Consider the following 15,701-nt stretch of genomic DNA (forward strand, 5'->3'; position numbering starts at 1 on the left):
ATGTCCTTAGCCTTTGAGGGTCGTCAGTCGGCATCTTCGCGGTCGGTCTGGTGCGAAGTAGCTGCGTTGCCAACGGCTGTCATCGGCGCGGGAGCGACTTGCCACTGCCACCACCAGAACCCGAGCACGCTCGCGAGCACAATCGCCGCGATGCTTCGCCATGCACGCCTGATGCCTTCATCGGCGTGTCCGGACTTGTGTCCGCTCAGCATTGCGCCGACCAGGTTCTCCCGATGAAGCAAGCTGCTCACAATGACCCCGGCCACATGTACGCCAACCAGCGCAAGCATGAAGCTGGCCAAAGCTTCGTGCACTTCACCCAACAGGTGTCCTCCGACATCGTTATAGGTCGCCCAACCGGTGATGGTCAATGCGCACGCCAAAGCCAGCATGGCGACGATGACAACCGCGCCGGCCGGGTTGTGTCCGACATGCCGTTGCGGATGGCCGCGCAATATCCCAAGGACATAGCGCCACACGGAGGCCGGGCCCCGAACGAAGCTGGAAAAACGGGCATGTTTCGTTCCAACCAGCCCCCATGCGACTCTAAAAATTACCAGACCACCTGCGGTGTAGCCTAGCGCGACATGCACGAGCCGCCAATGCTCGCTTTCCGCGGTCAGCCATGCACCGGCAAAGCAGGCCGCGAACAGCCAGTGGAAGAGCCGCACGGGCGCATCCCAGACCAGAATGCGACGTTGTGTTTTGTCGCCTGCACCGCTGCTATTGCGGTATGCGGATGAAGTGTTCATTGAAGTTTCCTTGTTCGGCGCGGGTATGGCACGCCGCGCAGTTTGACGCGCTCTTGATCATGGGACGCTTCCATACGTCGGCAGACACTTCAGCATGCTCTTGCCGGAACCAGTGGGAGCGGGTAATACGGTCTTCGGGCGGAACGGTGTGCGCCGCCGCGTCTCCTGCCGAATTTGCGGCGAGCCATGTCGAAATCTGCCTGACGGAGTCAGCGTCGAGTGACGCATCGGTGCCGAAATGGTGCTGCAGGTTGCCCAGAATGCGCTGCCATGACGCGGCGGGCAGCATGCCCGGCGGATAGGCGATATGGCAGACACCGCATTCCTGCCGATACCTGGGCAGCAGGTTGACCTGGCGGGATGTCTCTTCAGATTCAGCGGCAGCAATCGAGGCCGTCAGGGCAGCCACAAGAGCGACGGCACAAACCTCAACAGAACGGGGCACACGATTGAACAGCATGGGAAGCGCTCCGGTGGACAGAACTTTCGATAGTGGAGTAAGTCGCCTACGGCTTGAGCGTCAAAAGCCAGGCGAGCAGATCCGCCTTCTCGGTTGCGCTGCACTCCCGTCCGACGACGTCGTTGCAATTGCGGCGGAACCATTTCTCAGTCTTCGAAGCGTCGGTGAAGCGCTCAGGGTTGAACGCGGGGGCTAGCGGCGCTATCGACTTTCCTGTGACGGCATGCCTGCCAGTCTGGGTGGGCACTGCGCCGTGGCACGAAGCGCAACGCCACTCGTGGCCATGTGAAGCATTGAAGAACTGTTGTCCGCGCGACGGGTCCGGTTCTGCATTGCCCGACTGGGTACGGTAAGAGCCGAGAAGTTCTGATGGCGTGGCAGCATTGGCTGTCGCGATTGAAGTCAGGGCAAGGACGAGCAGAACTGCCCCGTACAAACCCGGCCGCAAAAGAAGCGATTTGCTCACGAGAGTCTCCGGTAGATGCAGACTATCCTGGGCGAACTTCCTTACCGGAGTCTTAACGCTTCAATTTCGCGGGTTGCTCACGTTGCGTTTGCTGTAACACGGTATTGGACCAGGCTTCAGCTCGCGGTGCCGATTATCGGCATGCGCACAACGGCAGAAGCCACACGCTCATTAGCTCTATCAATTGTGAGACCGCATTGCAAGGCAACGGAGCCGTTGATCTGAGTCAATCTGAGGCCACTACTTCGGGCTTATGGTCGATCCAGATGGAGTGATTCCTGATGAAGAGAACACCGTTCGACCCGCCCACCGGGTCGGAGCGGCTTTCGCATAGAAGCTCGTAACGCAACGCACGCGTATATCGCGACCTCGGAGGCATCGTGATCCATCGACTCCAACTGACGCTGGCCGCATTGATTGTCGGTCATGACGCCATGACAGCCTCACACGCGCAGACACTGGACAAGATTGCCCGAACCAACCAGATCGTCGTTTCCTATAGAGAGTCTGCGATACCGTTCAGCTATCTGCTCACGCCGCACAAGGCCGTTGGCTTTTCGGTGGATTTGACCGAAGCAATTGTTGATGACGTGCGCAAGGCACTCCGAAGGCCGGACCTCCATACCGTTTATATGCCTGTTACCGGGCAGAACCGAATCCCCTTGCTCGTCGACGGCTCAATTGACCTGGAATGTGGATCAACGACGAATACATCGGCCCGTGGCAAAGAAGTTGCGTTTTCAATCAACTACTTCTATGCAGGCACGCGACTGATGGCCAAGCGTGAATCGCACATCGCTGATTACTCTGATCTCGCACACAAGATTGTCGTGACCGTTGGAGGAAGCACCAACGAGAAAGTCTTACGCCGCCAACTCGACACACAGCACGTCGATGCCGATGTGGTGCTGAGCAAAGATTACGCCGATGCGCTGCGGGAGGTTGCGAACGACAGGGCAGCAGCACTGGCACTCGACGACGTTTTGCTCTACGGGCTACGTGCGAACGCGAGCGATGCAGATACGTGGGAAGTCGTCGGCAAGACGCTGCAGGTCGAGCCGTACGCGTGTATGGTCCGAAAAGATGATCCGGCGTTCAAGCGGCTCGTCGATAGTACGCTGGCAAGGCTGATGAAGAGCGGCGAGTTCACGCGCCTCTACGCAAAGTGGTTCGACTCGCCGATTCCACCGCGCGGCGTAAATCTCAAGATGCCGATGGGCGCAGAGTTGAAGGGGAACCTGACCGAACGCAGCGATCGCCCCACACAATGACTTCGAAGCAATTGCAGCGGTACATCCTTTGCATAGCGGTGCGTGCGCTTTCTTTGACTTCTGTATCGATTCCACGGGGTGTCAGAGAAGCGAGAGAATATACACGTGTCTTCCGGTTTTCACGTAAGCACGACTTTTGGGCGCCACCTATGACTGCTCGCGATCGAGTGCCGCGCGAATCTGCGCCAATTCATTGCGGCGCTGAGTCGTGGTTTCGGGATACCGAAGATTCAATTTCTCCAGCATGTTCAGAATGATCTGGGAGACTATAAGCCGAGCGTTTTCCTTGTCATCGGCAGGCACGACATACCATGGTGCGTTTTTAGTACTGGTTGCACTGAGACATTGCTCATAGGCCTTCATATACTCAGACCAGTAGTTTCGCTCTTCGACGTCGGCGGTGCTGAATTTCCAGTTCTTGTCGGGTTCATCGATACGCGCGAGGAAGCGCTTGCGCTGCTCCTCCCTTGAAAGGTGCAGAAAGAACTTCACGATGCGCGTGTCGTTGCGATGAAGGTGGCTCTCCAGATCATTAATGGAGCGGTAACGGCCCTGCCAGAGGGCCGTCTCCGCGCCTGGCGAGCCAGATAAACCCTCTGCGTGAAGAATCTCCGGATGGACGCGAAGAATCAAGACCTCTTCATAATATGACCGGTTGAAAATCCCGATCTGTCCACGCTCAGGAAGATCGCGCGTAGTGCGCCAAAGGAAATCGTGCTGAAGCTCAGTCGCGCTCGGATGTTTGAAGCTGAAAACCTTGCAACCCTGCGGGTTGACGCCCGACATGACGTGCTTGATCACGCCGTCTTTTCCCGCTGCATCCATTGCCTGGAGTATGAACAGTACCGCGTAGCGATTATCTGCATACAGGACGCTTTGCAGTGCGCGCAACTGTTTGATGTGTTCCGCCAGCATGGCATGGTACTGCGCTTTCGAGCCGTATACGGGCGCCACGCGCGATGGAGACTTGTCCAGGTCAACCGCCGCACCTTCGTGAATGCGAAATGACTCTGCGTCGATCTTCATGTCCGTCCTCCCGACCAAAGCCGATCGAGCGCATAACCGATCGCCTGGCGCCGGACATCAGTGTGTTGGTGGCGAGGGTTGAAGTCGGTTACGGCTTACCGTTGATTGCTGACAGGTACCGCGCTATCTCCTCGATCTTGTCGGCAGGAAGCGGCGCAGCATAGACCACCCGCATCTTGTTCACCTCAGCCTTCCATTCCTCGAACGACAAGGGCGGTTGTCGCAACACCATTCCGGGAGAGTGACAGATGACACAGTGGGCATTGGCCAGTTCAGAACCTTGGCCCGGCGGAAACGTGGTCCGCCCAGCAGGTAGCGACACCTCGACCGTTTGCCGATCGGGGGCAGTCAGGGGCGGGGTGGCGCCCGCCGTCTCCGATGCGGCAAGGCAAGTGAGAGCCGCCATTGAGAGAGCAACCATCTTGGCATTCATGTCGTCCTCATGCAGCAAACACGTTTAACTGTTCGACTACGTTGCGCATGTAGCCGCCCGCGTTCCAGTTAGGCGTGTCCGGCTGGACAATGCCTTCCGTGTTGGTCGCCTTGACCTTCAGGACATACTGGCCGCCTTGTCGGGGTGAGAATTGCGATTCCCATCGGCGGAAGCTGTACTTGCCAAAGTCGCGCCCGAGTCGCGCAGGTGTCCAGCTCGTCCCGTTATCGTGTGAAAAAAGCACCTCGCGCACACCGGCATTGCCCCCAAACGCAATCCCGCGCACTATCTGCGTCCGGTTCAGGTCGAGCACGGCGCCATCACCGAGGTTCGTGAAGAATGACCTCGGTACCATCGCGCCAATGGGAATCGTCTTGACGTTCGTCTGTCCTGGCGATACGTCTGCGTGCGGTGTGTCCGGTATCTGGTAGGCCTTGGCCATCCAGAAGTTGGTATCGGGGGCGTCGATCACCTCAATATCATCGAGCATCTTCATCCAGTACGTGGAGTACCATCCGGGCACGACGAGGCGAAGCGGGTAGCCGTTCAAAAGCGGCAGGGGCTTGCCGTTCATGGCAAATGCAACCATGACTTCGCCATCGCGCGCGTGGTCTACGCTGAGCGTCTTGACAAAATCGGGCGTGTCGGCAATGACGCCCGTGTCGAGGCCGTTGAAGCGTACTTGCACGGCGCCCGGCTTTACGCCAGCGCGGTCGAGAATGTCCCTGAGACGCACGCCGGTCCATACCGCGTTGCCCATTGCGCCGTTGGCCCATTCACCGCCCGCTACGCGGGGCCTGAAAAACCCACGCGAATTTCCCGCGCACTGGTTCACGGCAGCGATCTCGACACGCTCGAATTTTCTCGACAGGTCGTCAAGACTGAGGTCAAGTTCACGGCTGACCGATCCCCGCACTTTCATGCGGAACGACCGGGCATCAATGCGTGTAGGAATGCTTGCGAGGTGCCAGCGGACGAAAAAGCGATCGTTCGGTGTGAACACGCCTTCGTCGAAAACGGAGAATGGGGTCTCGAGGAGAGGCGGGCGGCTGCGAAGGAGCAGCATTTCGCCCTTTTGCGGAAATGCGGTTGTCAGTTCGCGCAATCCGTTTTCGAAGGGAAGGGTGACGGCATTCGCGGCTTGCGTGAGTCTCGGCAATCCCAATGCAAGACAACCTGCGCTTCCCGCCATGAGGGATTGCAGTACGCGGCGGCGTCTCGTATCGCATCGGTCGTTCATCACCGTCCTCCATGTCCCGCTCTTGCGTCGGGACCTGACTCAATATATGCGCCGCTGAACGCCTGCTCCATCGGGAATACCCGCAATCGCGTTTGCCGACAAGAGAAAGACAGCCCGGAACTGCAACGTCTTCAATAAAAACCGTTGGCCCATGGGTCGTGCGAATTGAGATGCCTCAATCAACGCGTGGCAGGTTCGCGTGATGCCGCTAAGGAATGTCCGGAACTACCGGTGAGCGTCTGATCGGGGAACTCAAACGGACATGGCGACCTTGGCGACCATGCCGACGGCAATGAGACCAGCGACGACCGCGAAGCCCTGTTGCAGCCTGTTAGCGCTCAACCGGCCGGCAACGAGCCGCCCAGCCAGCATGCCGCTCAGGGCGCCTGCAGCGAACGGCACGCCCACCGGCCAGTTCATGTGACCTGAAATTGCCGTCGAGATGACGCCGGAGGCGGACACAAGCGTGATGACAGCAAGCGATGTCGCCATGATTGCCGGCACCGGTGCATTGGTGGCTTTGCTCGGCGCGGGGACAATGACGAAGCCTCCGCCCACGCCGAGCAGGCCGGACAGGAAGCCCGCGCCGATACCCGCCAGGGCAAGTGCGCGCGTGCAGGCGGCCGTCCACACGAAACGGCCTGTGCCGCTATTGAGCTGACAAGGTTGTAAAGCCGAATCGCCGTGAACTTCGTGAGGCGTGCTGACGGCAGCCTGTCGGAACATCCGGAGCGCGACGTACGCCAGCACGCCGGCAAAGACGAGTGTGAGCGGCCCGTTCGGCAGCCGATGGGCAAGCCACAGGCCGACGGGCGAGAAGACCGTACCTGTCACGGCCATCAGCGTTGCGGCGCGGTATCGCACGATGCGGGCCTGCAGACCCATCAATGCGCCAAGCGCGGCGGAGACGCCCACAGCCAACAGGGCGATGGGTGCGGCCTCGGCGATGTTCAGATGAAGTACAAACAGCAGCAATGGCACTGCGAGGATGGCGCCGCCTGCCCCCGTGAGCGCGAGGATCAGGCCGACGACAAGACCGAGGGCGGCGCTGCTGGCAATCACATGTGCCATCGGACAACCTCTCCTTATTCAACTGCGAGTCGTAGCGGTAGGCGCAGGCCGCACTCACGCGCGCTGCGTCGTGGCTTTCGTCCGCTCGATCAGTTCGAAGACGGCCATGCCGGCGATCATTGCCGCCACGAACCCGACGGCCTTGGGGTAGCCAGCGCCCAGCGCAACAAGCGCGGGACCCGGGCAGAAACCGGCCAGCCCCCAGCCGATGCCGAAGGCGGCGCTACCCAGAACCAGTCTCGGCGTGATGGCCGTGCTGACGGGAAGTTGCATCGGCAAGCCGAGGTATGACCTGTCACGGCGTCTCGCTGCGAAAAATGCAAGTGAGCCAACAGCAATGGCGCCAGCCATCACAAAGGCGAGTGATGGATCCCACCGGCCGGCCAGATCGAGGAAACCCTGCACCTTCGCCGGATTTGCCATACCCGACACCATCAGGCCAACCCCGAAAAGAAGGCCGGCGAGCAATGCCGTAACCGGCGCGATGAGCGGTGTCTTGAGGGCTGCCATATCAGCCTCCGATCAGGTGACGTTGTACGTAGACGGTAAGAAATCCCGCGGCCATGAAGGTTGCGGTAGCGACGAGCGAGCGTACGGACCCTCTGGAGAGACCGCATACGCCGTGGCCGCTGGTGCAGCCGCTGGCATAGCGGGTACCGATGCCGACAAGAAACCCGGCCGCAAGGATCACGCCCCAGCTCGCCTCGATCTCCGCCTGTGCAGGCTTGCCCAGCAGTCCCGCGATGACAGGGGCGCCTACGAGCCCTGCCAGAAACGCGAGACGCCAGTTGACGTCATCGCGCGGCCAACCCAGCAGGCCGCCGAAGATGCCGCTGATTCCTGCGACGCGTCCGTTGAACAGTATCAGTACGGCAGCCGCGGCTCCGATCACGAGCCCGCCTGTCAACGAGAGACCCGGTGTGACATGTCCAAGGTCGACCAGCATGATGCGTCTCCTTACTGCTTTGGGCAGAACTGTTCATAAAGTACGGCCATCACGGCGAGCGCCTCTGGACTTGCCACCGAATAGAAGATGTTCTTGCCATCCCTGCGAGTGGCTACGAGTTCGTTTTCCCGCAAAACGCCCAGTTGCTGCGACAACGTGGGCTGACGAATACCAAGCTGCTCCTCGAGTTCCCCGACCGACATCTCGCCTTGAGAAAGCTGGCACATCAGCAGCAGGCGGTCGGGATTGGCGAGCACCTTCAGCAGGGCGCACGCATTCGCGGCGCCGGCCTGCATCGTGCCGAGATCGATGGTTGGACGAGGTCTCTTCATGGTGATGTTCAATCTATATCAACATAGTATATTGAACAATAGATTGTATGTGAATAGAATGTTTTCATTCCCGGAGATTAGACATGCAGCCGATCATTCATCCCTTCTTTGACCCCGTCACCTGGACCGTGACTTACGTGGTGTTTGCAGAGGGCCATGCCGGGTGCGCCATCATCGACCCGGTGCTCGACTACGATCCAAAGGCTGGACGAACCTCGACAGCCAGCGTTGACAAGGTGATCGCTTTCGTGCGTGAGCATGCGTTGAATGTCGAATGGATACTGGAGACACATGCGCACGCCGACCATCTTTCTGCTGCTGCACATCTCAAGCGCGAGCTGGGCGGTCGCATTGCGATCGGCCAGCACATCCGGCGCGTGCAGGGCGTGTTCAAGACGCTCTTCAACCTCGAGCCGGCGTTCCGTCTGGACGGGTCTCAGTTCGACCACCTTTTCGAGGATGGCGAGACGTTTTCCATCGGTAATCTGACGGGCAGGGCGATGCACGTGCCCGGGCACACGCCGGCTGACATGGCGTATCAGATCGGGGATGCCGTGTTTGTCGGAGACACGCTTTTCATGCCCGACGTCGGCACAGCGCGGTGCGACTTTCCAGGCGGTGACGCGCATGAACTGTATCGCTCGATCCGCAAGCTGCTGGCGATGCCGGCCGACGTGCGGCTATTCATGTGCCACGACTACCCGCCCGAGGGACGCGGGCCTGCATGGGAAACGACGGTGCGCGAACAGCGGGAACGCAATATCCACGTGCACGACGGCGTAAGCGAAGCGCAGTTTGTCGCCATGCGCGAGGCACGCGATGCGACTCTGGCGATGCCGACACTGATCTTGCCAGCGGTGCAGGTCAATGTCCGCGCCGGTGAGTTTCCGCCGCCAGAGGCGAACGGAGTGCGGTATCTCAAGATTCCCTTGAATGTTGTCTGACGTAGCACGGGGTCGGGTGCGCGTCCGGCGGGTGAGGGCGCGTCGCGGTCCAAAGTTCGCCGTTTAACCGTTTCAGGAAGCAGGCCATGATTGTGCGTTCCCTCACTCCAGATGTTTCGGTCTCCCCGCAGATTGCCGTCGATGATGTCGCAACGCTACTGACGCTAGGATTCAGATCGATCGTGTGCCATCGCCCGGATGCGGAGGCGCCGGATCAGCCTAACTTCGAGGAAATCGCGCGGGCCGCGTCTGCCGTCGGTCTGAAGGCAGTTCACCAGCCCGTGCTGCCGGGCCAGGCTTCAGATAGACAGGCGGCCGCCTTCGCCGCGCTTCTCGAAGAACTACCCAAGCCGGTGCTGGCTTATTGCCGCACGGGCACGCGGTCTGCGACCCTGTGGGCGCTGTCACAAGCGGACACGCTGAGCGTGGCGGAAATTGAGCGCATCACAGCGAAGGCGGGTTACGAACTCAAAGCGGTGGTGGGGCGTATTGCCAATGCGGGTAAAGCACCGCAGCGCGTTGTCGAGGCGGAACACACTGTGGTGATCGTCGGTGGCGGCGCAGCCGGCATTGCCTTGGCGTCGAGCCTGCGCGCCCGTGATCCTTCACTGGATATAGCGATCATCGATCCTGCTGACGTGCACTACTATCAGCCCGGCTGGACGCTCGTGGGAGCGGGTATATTCGACGCGGCGGACACCGCGCGCACGATGGCATCGCGAGTGCCTCGCGGCGTGCACTGGCTCAAGGCCGCGGTGGTGGCATTCGAACCGGACAGTCATGCGGTGGTGCTTGAGGGGTGCCGGAGAGTGCGCTATCAGCGGCTCGTCGTATGCCCGGGCATCAAGGTCGACTGGCACGGTGTCGAAGGCCTCGTCGAGACACTGGGCCGAAATGGCGTGACGTCGAACTACCGTTTCGACCTGGCGCCATATACGGCGGAACTGGTGAAAATGCTGCAAGGCGGAAAGGCGCTATTTACGCAACCGCCAATGCCGATCAAATGTGCTGGCGCCCCGCAGAAGGCCATGTATCTATCGTGCGATACGTGGCGCCGAAACGGGACCTTGCACAATACTCAGGTGCAGTTCTTCACGGCGGGCGCGGCGCTGTTCGGCGTCCCCGATTACGTACCGGCACTGATGGAGTATGTGGAAGCGTACGGCATTGATCTGCGGTTCAGCCATACGTTGAAACGTATCGATGGTCATCGCCGGCGCGCCGTCTTCGAACGCGCGTTGCCCGACGGTAGCAGGGTCAATGTCGAAACTGACTTTGACATGATTCATGTGGTGCCGCCGCAGACGGCTCCGGACTTTGTCCGCGCAAGTCCACTTGCCGACGCTGCCGGCTGGATAGACGTTGACCCTGGCACGTTGCGCCATAAGCGGTATGAGCACATCTATGCGCTGGGCGATGCCACCAGCACAACGAACGCCAAGACTGCGGCAGCCGCCCGAAAACAGGCACCCGTCGTCGCCCATAACGTGCTGGCGAGTCTTGGTCGCGTCGGCGGATTGGCGACTTACGATGGCTACGGTTCGTGTCCGCTCACGGTCGAGCGCGGTAAGGTGGTACTCGCCGAGTTCCTTTATGGTGGCAAGGTCGCGCCCACCTTTCCTGCGTGGCTGCTCGACGGCACACGACCGTCGCGTCTTGCCTGGTTTTTCAAGGAGCGGATCCTGCCGCCGCTCTACTGGGATGGCATGCTCAAGGGGCGGGAGTGGATGGCGCGACCCGCACTTGATGGGCGATAACGCGATGGCTCAAACGAATCGGCCGGAAGAATAGTTCGATAACGGTCCGGGCGACGGCGGCGACATGACATTGCATTGCGTCAGGTGGCACGCGAAACCCGAGCCCTTCAAGCGCGACATTAAACCTGAGCGTCACCTGGTTAAAGGCGATTGCGTCGTGGGGAATCTGGTACTTCACGTCGAATTGAGCAAACCACTCCTGCCAGTCGAAGTGGTTCCATTGACGCGCGTCGAGCTGAACCAATTGCAGGGCGCGCAGGTCAGGCAGCAAAGCGGGAGGCGTGACGTGTTCGGCGTAAGCTGTCAATGCCCGGCGCGCATCCTCCAGATTCTGGAGCGCCCTCTCGCGATATATACCTGTCAACCCCTCCACGGTATGGGAATGTGAGGCATGCCAGGCTTCAGGTCAACGCCGCCCAAAATGCTTCGGAGCAGCTTATCGGCCTATAGCGCGTACTTCCATCGTCGCAAGGATTCGACCCGAGCGCCGGGGGTCTGATGAGTTTCATTCAGGCGGATCGTGACGTTTTTCGCGGCGCTCCTGCCGTTGGGTGCAAGCGAGAAGGGCTGAACAGTTGCTACACTCATGCCGCTGCGAGGTGGACGCAAAAGCGTTTTTGATGCTCACCACGATCCGCCCCGTCGCTCAAGTGTGAACGATCTGTGCATCGGCCACGCCGGGAACAGCATCCACATCGCCGTTCGCCATTACTGCCGGATCTCAACAAAGGAAAAAATTGACTACCGTAATTCTGAAACCTGACGAGCCCGTGGAAGTCGCTTTGCGCCGTTTCCGTCGTGCGATCGAGCGCACCGGCTTGATACCGGAGCTTCGTGCCCGGACAGCCTTTGAAAAACCTACCACAGAACGCAAACGCAAAAAGGCTGCTGCAGTGGCACGCCTGCGCAAGCAGATCAAGCGGTCGTTGCCGCCGAAAAAGCGGTACTGACCGGGAGCGGGCCGGGCGGCCATGCTGTTGCGGCCGTCTGGCGCACTGCCGGGTTTCTCACGTAGACCCTTCCATATGGGTCAGGGGTGTGCGTTCGCGATGCAGGTCTGACAGTCAATGCACCTGTGCGCCATGCCAGGTGGGGCCATATCGCTTCGGTCACAAAACGAACCGCTCGGTGAAGCGGTTACAAGATAAGTGTTGACACAGCTGGTATAGGCAGTTACTGTTCGGGTCGAAGTTCAAGAAGTTCGATTGCTGTTCATCAATTGCTCGCTCCTCAGCGGTATTCGTTGTCCTCTCCCTCCTTGACGCTTCACGCGCTCTTTAACAGAGCAACTCTTCATATTTTTTTCTCAAGGATTCTTCATGGATACCGGTACCGTTAAGTGGTTCAACGACAGCAAAGGCTTTGGCTTCATCACCCCGGACAAGGGCGGCGACGACCTGTTCGCTCACTTCTCCGAAATCAGGGCCGACGGCTTCAAGACGTTGGCTGAAAATCAGAAGGTGAGTTTCGAAACGAAGCAAGGCCCGAAGGGTCTGCAAGCGGCTAACATCAAGCCGCTGTAAAGTTTGAAGGGCCCGGCCTCCGGCGACGGACACCGGGCTGCAGCGACACCCTCGCGGAGCGTTGTCTCCCAAAGTTGGCGCGATCGTTCTTAGCTGCATCTGTTTATTCAGCAGCTTGCCATCCGTCATACGCCTCGTTGCACCTCATTCTCCCCTCTGGCTTCAACGCCCTTTTTATCGTTTTTGATCGCGTGAGATTCGGCTTGCAAAGGCCTTGAATCGGCTCGTCCGTGGACATTTCGCACGGCACGCGCGCACTCGAACATCATTAAAATTAAAATGCAGAACAATCAAATTCAGCTGTACAACGGCTATGTCGTCCGACCTTCTACGCATCGGTTGCCGGACGGAAGTTTTTCATCCAACCTGCTGCTCGAACGCACCGATAGCGCGCGCGCCGAAAGCCGCTACGAGTTCTATTCGCTCGATTACTTCACGAGTGAAAAGCAGGCGCTGCAGCACTCGACGCGCTGGGCACGCGACTGGGTCGACACTCGCGGTTGACGGTGACGCCCGGGCTCAAAACACGGAGCGCATCTAAGGCACCAGGGCGCGCGCAACGAGGGGCGCCCAAACATCGCACGCGTCGATTCTTTACATTCCTGGCTACGCTCGGCATCAAACGCGACGACTTACTTGGGATGACAGAGCAAACCAAAGGGAACGCCGGCGCGACCGGACATCGATCACTCGTCGGTCGCTGTGCGGCCCATGAAGAGACGCCCGGCGTATCGCGCCATAGGGCCGATGTGCTGTCGAAAGCGGACGGTCATAATCCGAAGCCCGTGCGAAAAGTTCCACACCCGAATCCGGACGTACGATGACGGTCCGGCGTCCCGGGGCTTTATTCCGCCACATATGCGCGGTAAGCCGCCCCTATACGATGCTGGCTTCGTTGCGCGCTACGGCATCCCGCACCGCTCCAAACCATCCAACGCCTGCTTTGGCCGCTGCTGATCTGGGCCAACCCCGAGCCGGCCTCTCCGTCACGAGCGCTTCTTACCAGCCATGGTGGCCATTCGCATTGACCTTAACGATCGCCCACCCTTTGGGTTTGGGGACGCGACGGCATAGACGGCCCGGTTGTTGGCGATCGCGGCGGAGTGAATGATGGCGCAAATCGGGTGGGGCATGATCGAGTTGCTACACGAGTTCTTTGGGGTGCTCACGTTGGGCGAACCGCTCGGCTGACTCCGCCTTGCGATTGAACCCCAGCACGTAATAAAGTCCCCCAGCACCACGAGCCAGGCCGGGCCAACTACGAGTGCCACGCGGGTATCTGGGAAGTAGCCCATCAGGCCGATCACCAGCAACAAGAACCCTAGCGCGACGTAAGAACCGTACGGCCAGAAAGGCATTCTATAGAAGAGCTCGGCCTGCTCATGACAGTTGAGGCTGCGGCGGAACTTGAGTTGCGATAGCAGAATCACGACCCAAGTCCAGACCGCACCGAAAGTGGAAATGGCCGTCAGCCAACTAAACACCTCTTTTGGCGCCAGGTAGTTGAGTAGCACACCACCCAACAGCACCACCACCGACATCAATACGGCCGGTACCGGCACGCCTCTTTTATCCACTTTCGCAAACAGCGGCAGGGCCTGCCCCTGCTCGGCTAGGTTATAGAGCATGCGGCCAGTGCTGAAGATGCCGCTATTGCAGGAAGACAGTGCGGCGGTCAGCACCACGAAGTTGATGATGCCAGCGGCCGCCGGAATTCCCATGCGTGCGAAGGTCATCACAAACGGACTGCCCTGCGTGCCGATCTGGTCCCACGGATAGAGCGACATGACCACGAACAGCGCGCCAACATAGAAAATCAGGATGCGCCAGAATACAGAGTCGATGGCACGCGCCAACGTCTTCCTCGGGTTTTTCGCTTCACCGGCGGTCAAGCCAATCATTTCCACGCCCAAATAGGCGAACATCACCATCTGTAGCGACATCAACACACCTTTGACACCATGGGGCATAAAACCACCATGGCTCCACAGGTTTGAAATGCCGGTCGCCATGCCCTGATTACCCAGGCCAAAAAAGATCATGCCGAGACTGGATACGATCATCAGCACGATCGTGACGACCTTGATCAGCGCGAACCAGAATTCAAACTCGCCGTAGGCTTTCACACTGATGAAGTTGACGGAGCCCATGATCGCCAACGCGGACAGTGCCCAGATCCAGTGCGGCACACCTGGAAACCATATCCCCATGTAAATGCCGACAGCAGTGATTTCCACCATGCAGGTCACCACCCAGAGGAACCAATAGTTCCAGCCGGTCAGATAACCGGCGAGCGGGCCAAGATAGTCTTGCGCATAGCGGCTGAACGAACCGGCCACCGGGTTGTGAGTTGCCATTTCGCCGAGTGCACGCATGATCAGGAAAATGGCGAGGCCGCCTAATGCATATGACAGCATGATGGCGGGACCGGCCATTTTGATGGCGCTGGCCGAGCCAAGGAACAAGCCCGCACCAATGGCCGCGCCGAGCGCCATGATGTTGATGTGCCGCTCCTCCAGCCCGCGATGTAATGTCTCTTCCTTTTCGCTCACAAATGTCTCCTCTTGAACATGAATCTCTTTCCCATCGATCAGGTTGGGAAGGCGTTTTGCGCGGCGTTATCGCACCGCTTTCATCCGCAGTTCCAACGCGGAACGGGATCTACCGGTTTGTCCCCATCCGTACTTGCATCGCGTTCACTTGCTACATGCACGCTGGGCGTTTGCGCGCGTTGGGACCGCAGGTCGGCAGCGATCTTGTCACCTGTGAAGCGAATAGTCGTACTCAAGGATGTCAGCACCCCGGCAGCACGCGGCCTGGCGCCGGGCACGAAGCCGTGTCACGCGGCCATCAGCGTGTGCGCAATGCGACATCGGCTCGCCTTTAGCAGAACGCGGGGCAGGACGGGCGGGCGATGACCGTCACCTAATGCCCGGCGCGGGCGAGAAAACAGGCGCAAGTGTCTTCGATCGCTCCGCTGTATAGAACCACCACACGCATGTCGTCTTCCAAACTGTGATTCCGCAATTTGCCAGTAAGTTCAGCTATAGTATTTGCAGATCTAAAGTTGAAGATAATGAATTTTCAATAAATTAAGTAAAAACAACTGCTGCTTCGTTCAGTCAAACCTCAGCCCGTTGTCGCTCAACTGATGAATCCGGACATGAATCTCGAGACCTGTAATGGCGCAGGAACTTGGTTTCGTGCCAGCCAGCTTTGGGACATTGCCACTGCGTTCAACATCCAGATGAGTCATCAGATGGGTTCAAGGTGCGGTTCAATGATTGGTTTGCATCAGTGCGGTGGTAGCTCGCCGGACTTCTGAAACCTGCCGACGGCGGAAAGGGATCGGACAGCGGACAGATTTGTCACGATGCTGTGAGTCTCTTACGGGTCGTGTGTTGCCCATTCGCGAAATGGTTTCGTTGATTGCACACCGATTGGCAATTAACGGCCACAACCTGCCGTTCAGCGCGCGCG

The 15,701-nt window shown here is 59.2% G+C and carries 19 protein-coding genes; 7 read left to right on the forward strand and 12 right to left on the reverse strand.

Annotated elements, in window-relative coordinates; translation table 11 throughout:
* Positions 1 to 23 precede the first annotated feature (23 nt).
* The 3 genes from FRZ40_RS27785 to FRZ40_RS27795 are packed head-to-tail and all read right to left on the reverse strand — an operon-like array spanning position 24 to position 1,678.
* A complete protein-coding gene (locus tag FRZ40_RS27785) occupies positions 24 to 752 on the reverse strand; it encodes a cytochrome b/b6 domain-containing protein (protein ID WP_147236249.1) in 729 nt (242 codons plus the stop codon).
* Positions 724 to 1,212 carry a diheme cytochrome c gene (locus FRZ40_RS27790; protein ID WP_147236250.1) on the reverse strand — a complete coding sequence of 163 codons (489 nt, stop codon included), beginning with the start codon at positions 1,210 to 1,212 and terminating at the stop codon, positions 724 to 726. The genes FRZ40_RS27785 and FRZ40_RS27790 overlap by 29 nt, the downstream gene beginning before the upstream one ends.
* A gap of 46 nt (positions 1,213 to 1,258) precedes the next feature.
* The gene (locus tag FRZ40_RS27795) at positions 1,259 to 1,678 is read right to left on the reverse strand and encodes a DUF1924 domain-containing protein (protein WP_035541198.1); all 420 of its coding nucleotides are present in this window, start codon (positions 1,676 to 1,678) and stop codon (positions 1,259 to 1,261) included.
* Between the two features lie 434 nt (positions 1,679 to 2,112).
* Between FRZ40_RS27795 and FRZ40_RS27800 the strand changes: the two genes are divergently transcribed.
* Entirely contained in the window at positions 2,113 to 2,949 is an 837-nt protein-coding gene (locus FRZ40_RS27800; RefSeq protein ID WP_147236818.1) for an amino acid ABC transporter substrate-binding protein, read from the forward strand.
* 147 nt (positions 2,950 to 3,096) lie between these two features.
* Here the strand turns inward: FRZ40_RS27800 and FRZ40_RS27805 are convergent, their stop codons facing one another.
* From FRZ40_RS27805 to FRZ40_RS27835, 7 genes are all read right to left on the reverse strand, one after another.
* Positions 3,097 to 3,975, reverse strand: a complete 879-nt coding sequence (locus FRZ40_RS27805; protein ID WP_028364666.1) for an ADP-polyphosphate phosphotransferase — start codon at positions 3,973 to 3,975, stop codon at positions 3,097 to 3,099.
* Between the two features lie 88 nt (positions 3,976 to 4,063).
* Entirely contained in the window at positions 4,064 to 4,408 is a 345-nt protein-coding gene (locus FRZ40_RS27810) for a cytochrome c (protein ID WP_147236251.1), read from the reverse strand.
* A gap of 7 nt (positions 4,409 to 4,415) precedes the next feature.
* Positions 4,416 to 5,648 (reverse strand): molybdopterin-dependent oxidoreductase, encoded by a 1,233-nt coding sequence (locus FRZ40_RS27815; protein ID WP_028364664.1) that lies wholly within the window; start codon positions 5,646 to 5,648, stop codon positions 4,416 to 4,418.
* Positions 5,649 to 5,900: 252 nt separating this feature from the next.
* Entirely contained in the window at positions 5,901 to 6,719 is an 819-nt protein-coding gene (locus FRZ40_RS27820) for a sulfite exporter TauE/SafE family protein (RefSeq protein WP_147236252.1), read from the reverse strand.
* Between the two features lie 54 nt (positions 6,720 to 6,773).
* Positions 6,774 to 7,229, reverse strand: coding sequence for a YeeE/YedE family protein (locus FRZ40_RS27825; RefSeq protein ID WP_035541195.1), 456 nt, complete (start codon positions 7,227 to 7,229; stop codon positions 6,774 to 6,776).
* A 1-nt stretch (position 7,230) separates the two neighbouring features.
* Positions 7,231 to 7,665 carry a YeeE/YedE family protein gene (locus FRZ40_RS27830; RefSeq protein ID WP_147236253.1) on the reverse strand — a complete coding sequence of 145 codons (435 nt, stop codon included), beginning with the start codon at positions 7,663 to 7,665 and terminating at the stop codon, positions 7,231 to 7,233.
* 11 nt (positions 7,666 to 7,676) lie between these two features.
* On the reverse strand, positions 7,677 to 7,997 hold the full coding sequence (locus FRZ40_RS27835) for an ArsR/SmtB family transcription factor (protein WP_147236254.1): 321 nt from the start codon (positions 7,995 to 7,997) through the stop codon (positions 7,677 to 7,679).
* 83 nt (positions 7,998 to 8,080) lie between these two features.
* On the opposite strand from FRZ40_RS27835, the gene FRZ40_RS27840 reads away from it, so the two are divergent.
* On the forward strand, positions 8,081 to 8,941 hold the full coding sequence (locus tag FRZ40_RS27840; RefSeq protein WP_147236255.1) for an MBL fold metallo-hydrolase: 861 nt from the start codon (positions 8,081 to 8,083) through the stop codon (positions 8,939 to 8,941).
* Between the two features lie 86 nt (positions 8,942 to 9,027).
* A complete protein-coding gene (locus FRZ40_RS27845; protein ID WP_147236256.1) occupies positions 9,028 to 10,698 on the forward strand; it encodes a bifunctional protein tyrosine phosphatase family protein/NAD(P)/FAD-dependent oxidoreductase in 1,671 nt (556 codons plus the stop codon).
* Here FRZ40_RS27845 and FRZ40_RS27850 read toward each other — a convergent pair.
* Positions 10,652 to 11,005: a hypothetical protein gene (locus tag FRZ40_RS27850; protein ID WP_147236257.1), complete on the reverse strand. Its 354-nt coding sequence runs from the start codon at positions 11,003 to 11,005 to the stop codon at positions 10,652 to 10,654. The genes FRZ40_RS27845 and FRZ40_RS27850 overlap by 47 nt on opposite strands.
* A 430-nt stretch (positions 11,006 to 11,435) precedes the next feature.
* Here FRZ40_RS27850 and rpsU point away from each other — a divergent pair, with 430 nt between their 5' ends.
* The 3 genes from rpsU to FRZ40_RS27865 all read left to right on the forward strand — a co-directional run bounded on the left by rpsU (position 11,436) and on the right by FRZ40_RS27865 (position 12,725).
* Positions 11,436 to 11,648 (forward strand): 30S ribosomal protein S21, encoded by a 213-nt coding sequence (gene rpsU, locus FRZ40_RS27855; protein WP_081767441.1) that lies wholly within the window; start codon positions 11,436 to 11,438, stop codon positions 11,646 to 11,648.
* A 369-nt stretch (positions 11,649 to 12,017) separates the two neighbouring features.
* Complete coding sequence (locus FRZ40_RS27860; RefSeq protein WP_013591514.1) at positions 12,018 to 12,221, forward strand: cold-shock protein; 204 nt, start codon at positions 12,018 to 12,020, stop codon at positions 12,219 to 12,221.
* A 279-nt stretch (positions 12,222 to 12,500) separates the two neighbouring features.
* Positions 12,501 to 12,725 carry a hypothetical protein gene (locus FRZ40_RS27865; protein WP_028364655.1) on the forward strand — a complete coding sequence of 75 codons (225 nt, stop codon included), beginning with the start codon at positions 12,501 to 12,503 and terminating at the stop codon, positions 12,723 to 12,725.
* A gap of 482 nt (positions 12,726 to 13,207) precedes the next feature.
* Here the strand turns inward: FRZ40_RS27865 and FRZ40_RS27870 are convergent, their stop codons facing one another.
* Positions 13,208 to 14,716, reverse strand: coding sequence for an amino acid permease (locus FRZ40_RS27870; RefSeq protein ID WP_420873897.1), 1,509 nt, complete (start codon positions 14,714 to 14,716; stop codon positions 13,208 to 13,210).
* Between the two features lie 668 nt (positions 14,717 to 15,384).
* Between FRZ40_RS27870 and FRZ40_RS44125 the strand changes: the two genes are divergently transcribed.
* The gene (locus FRZ40_RS44125) at positions 15,385 to 15,546 is read left to right on the forward strand and encodes a hypothetical protein (protein ID WP_155995413.1); all 162 of its coding nucleotides are present in this window, start codon (positions 15,385 to 15,387) and stop codon (positions 15,544 to 15,546) included.
* Positions 15,547 to 15,701: the final 155 nt, after the last annotated feature.

This window comes from Paraburkholderia azotifigens (assembly GCF_007995085.1).
GTDB lineage: Bacteria > Pseudomonadota > Gammaproteobacteria > Burkholderiales > Burkholderiaceae > Paraburkholderia > Paraburkholderia azotifigens.

Excerpts from the sequence above, each read along its gene's own strand:
- FRZ40_RS27830 (WP_147236253.1), bottom strand. The coding sequence starts at position 7,665 with ATGCTGGTCGACCTTGGACATGTCACACCGGGTCTCTCGTTGACAGGC.
- FRZ40_RS27825 (WP_035541195.1), bottom strand. The coding sequence starts at position 7,229 with ATGGCAGCCCTCAAGACACCGCTCATCGCGCCGGTTACGGCATTGCTC.
- FRZ40_RS27805 (WP_028364666.1), bottom strand. The coding sequence starts at position 3,975 with ATGAAGATCGACGCAGAGTCATTTCGCATTCACGAAGGTGCGGCGGTT.
- FRZ40_RS27785 (WP_147236249.1), bottom strand. The coding sequence starts at position 752 with ATGAACACTTCATCCGCATACCGCAATAGCAGCGGTGCAGGCGACAAA.
- FRZ40_RS27840 (WP_147236255.1), top strand. The coding sequence starts at position 8,081 with ATGCAGCCGATCATTCATCCCTTCTTTGACCCCGTCACCTGGACCGTG.
- FRZ40_RS27810 (WP_147236251.1), bottom strand. The coding sequence starts at position 4,408 with ATGAATGCCAAGATGGTTGCTCTCTCAATGGCGGCTCTCACTTGCCTT.
- FRZ40_RS27820 (WP_147236252.1), bottom strand. The coding sequence starts at position 6,719 with ATGGCACATGTGATTGCCAGCAGCGCCGCCCTCGGTCTTGTCGTCGGC.
- FRZ40_RS27860 (WP_013591514.1), top strand. The coding sequence starts at position 12,018 with ATGGATACCGGTACCGTTAAGTGGTTCAACGACAGCAAAGGCTTTGGC.
- FRZ40_RS27845 (WP_147236256.1), top strand. The coding sequence starts at position 9,028 with ATGATTGTGCGTTCCCTCACTCCAGATGTTTCGGTCTCCCCGCAGATT.
- FRZ40_RS27800 (WP_147236818.1), top strand. The coding sequence starts at position 2,113 with ATGACAGCCTCACACGCGCAGACACTGGACAAGATTGCCCGAACCAAC.
- FRZ40_RS27815 (WP_028364664.1), bottom strand. The coding sequence starts at position 5,648 with ATGAACGACCGATGCGATACGAGACGCCGCCGCGTACTGCAATCCCTC.
- FRZ40_RS44125 (WP_155995413.1), top strand. The coding sequence starts at position 15,385 with ATGAATCTCGAGACCTGTAATGGCGCAGGAACTTGGTTTCGTGCCAGC.
- FRZ40_RS27790 (WP_147236250.1), bottom strand. The coding sequence starts at position 1,212 with ATGCTGTTCAATCGTGTGCCCCGTTCTGTTGAGGTTTGTGCCGTCGCT.
- FRZ40_RS27870 (WP_420873897.1), bottom strand. The coding sequence starts at position 14,716 with ATGGCGCTCGGCGCGGCCATTGGTGCGGGCTTGTTCCTTGGCTCGGCC.
- FRZ40_RS27865 (WP_028364655.1), top strand. The coding sequence starts at position 12,501 with ATGCAGAACAATCAAATTCAGCTGTACAACGGCTATGTCGTCCGACCT.
- FRZ40_RS27835 (WP_147236254.1), bottom strand. The coding sequence starts at position 7,997 with ATGAAGAGACCTCGTCCAACCATCGATCTCGGCACGATGCAGGCCGGC.